This is a genomic window from Chitinimonas violaceus (assembly GCF_052601015.1).
The window spans coordinates 1-2,145 of the sequence record NZ_JBQXDJ010000151.1 but is presented as its reverse complement, the minus strand read 5'-3'; the positions used below and the strand labels follow the sequence as shown (position 1 = coordinate 2,145).

Below are 2,145 nucleotides of genomic sequence, written 5' to 3'. Positions count from 1 at the left end.
TTGGATCTGGTTCTACAATCACGAACGCCCTAACATGGCCTTGGGCGGTATTACCCCAATACAGCGGCTGGCCATGGTCGCATAGCGCTACTTCTGACTCCCCTTAAAAATGGGGGGATTACCGAACTACTGATCATATGGAGGGTAGCCAGCTTTACACCCCAACACTGACAGTTAGATCGAGAAATCAGTTGCGGGTAGGGGAACAAGTCGCTAAGTGATTACAGAAACTAAGCCGGATATCGATTCACTCTGCATGATCAACAACGCGATAAAAAATCTGATTAGCTGCCGTAAATCTGGTGCAAGCACGTGGAGCTGTTCGCCAAAACGTTCTTAATTTCGAACCATTCTCTTTACAACTTACTCTAATTAAGCATTCGTAACATTTCCCATCATAAATTATGGCCTTCTTTAGCCCTTTTTGATCGCGGGATTGGGAAGCTATAGCAAGTGTTCAAAGTCAATGAGATTTTTCAAGCAAATTCTTAATTTTCGCTGAACGTAGAAGGTTATTCGCTCCTCTCTTTAAAGTTGGTAGGTTCATGGGTAACAATCAGCAATCAACTTCAGGACCTGCCTATCTACCAGCTGAGCCAATTCAGCGCGTTACCCAGACGTTTGCCAGATTTTTCCGCATTGAAGCTGCTGGCGGTGCCATTCTCCTCTTGTTTACCGTCGTAGCATTGGTTCTATCTAACTCCCCGTGGGCGCCCTATTTTTTGAACAGCTGGGAGACAGAGGTGGGATTGCGGTTTGGCTCGTTTGAGTGGACCCGCTCGTTGAAGGATTGGACTAACGACGGTTTGCTGACCTTGTTTTTCTTTGTTGTCGCCTTAGAGCTTAAACGTGAATTTGCCCTAGGCGAACTACGCGAACCACGTGTGGCAGCTTTATCCGTGGCGGCTGCACTAGGCGGTATGCTGGTGCCTGCTTCGCTTTACCTGACGTTGCAGCACGGGCAACCAGGTGAATCAGGGTGGGGGACGGTTATGTCCACCGATACAGCGTTTGTCGTCGCTTGTCTGGCCCTGCTTGGTTCTCGCGTTCCTCATAGCCTAAGGGTATTTTTGCTTTCGCTAGTTGTTGCTGATGACATTGGTGTGATTCTGGTCGTTGCGATTGGCTACAGCCATCAATTCAATTGGATTGCCCTTCTCTTCGGTGTCTTTGGTGTCGCACTAATGTATGTGTTTTCATTAGTGGGAGTTCGATCTGTCTTGATCTATGTGGTATTGGGTGGATTGATTTGGATTGCTATCGATGCATCCGGGATTCACGCCACAATCACGGGTGTGATATTGGGTTTAATAACTCCAACCTCGTCCTGGGTCAGCGATCAACGTCTACACGCCGTTATGGACCGCATAACTGCGTCTCCCTCGGGCGATCACTGGAGCGGCAATCCAGAAGCTCGTCAACTATTACATACGGCGGAGATCGCCGCTCGCGAAACGCTATCTCCAGTCGAACGATTGGAACTTGCGCTACACCCATGGGTTAGCTTCGTTATTATGCCCATCTTCGCTTTTGCAAATGCCGGGACACCCATTTCTTTAAAGAGCTTCAGCGACCCCCTCTCAGTTGCGATTATTGTGGGACTGGTTCTCGGTAAACCTCTCGGCATCGTTTCCTTCAGCTGGCTTGCCATACGTCTAGGCATCGCCACCCGTTCAAACGACATGAGTTGGGGAGTATTAATAGCGAGCGGCTTGCTTGCCGGGATCGGGTTTACCATGGCGCTATTTATCGCCGATTTGGCATTGGATGAAAACCTGCTTCATACTGCCAGGTTAGGTATTTTATCTGCCTCGGTTATTTCAGCTATAGGGGGTCTTGCGCTGCTAGCTTGGTTATTACCGCCGGCTAACACCTGTCATTCAGTGTCGAATCCCATACCGGTGGATATAACGGCTCGATAACATCGGTGGATCGACCCACATTAGTTGAGAATAGCGCAGCCCTATAGTGAGACATCTATTGCCCGCAATATTTTGCCAAACGGCGCTACATGCATGATGAGGTAGCCTGAATTCCGTAGACACACCTGATTGGTAAACTTGAGCCAACAGGAGGCTGCGGTGAGTAAGAGAGAAACACAAAGCTATACGTCGGAATACCGAGCGGAAGCCATCAAGTTAGTGC

At 48.9% G+C, this 2,145-nt stretch carries 1 protein-coding gene; it reads left to right on the top strand.

What is annotated here, in order from left to right; translation table 11 throughout:
• The first annotated feature begins 545 nt into the window (after positions 1–545).
• Complete coding sequence (gene nhaA / locus ACUHMQ_RS20485; protein WP_445297299.1) at positions 546–1,922, top strand: Na+/H+ antiporter NhaA; 1,377 nt, start codon at positions 546–548, stop codon at positions 1,920–1,922.
• Positions 1,923–2,145: the final 223 nt, after the last annotated feature.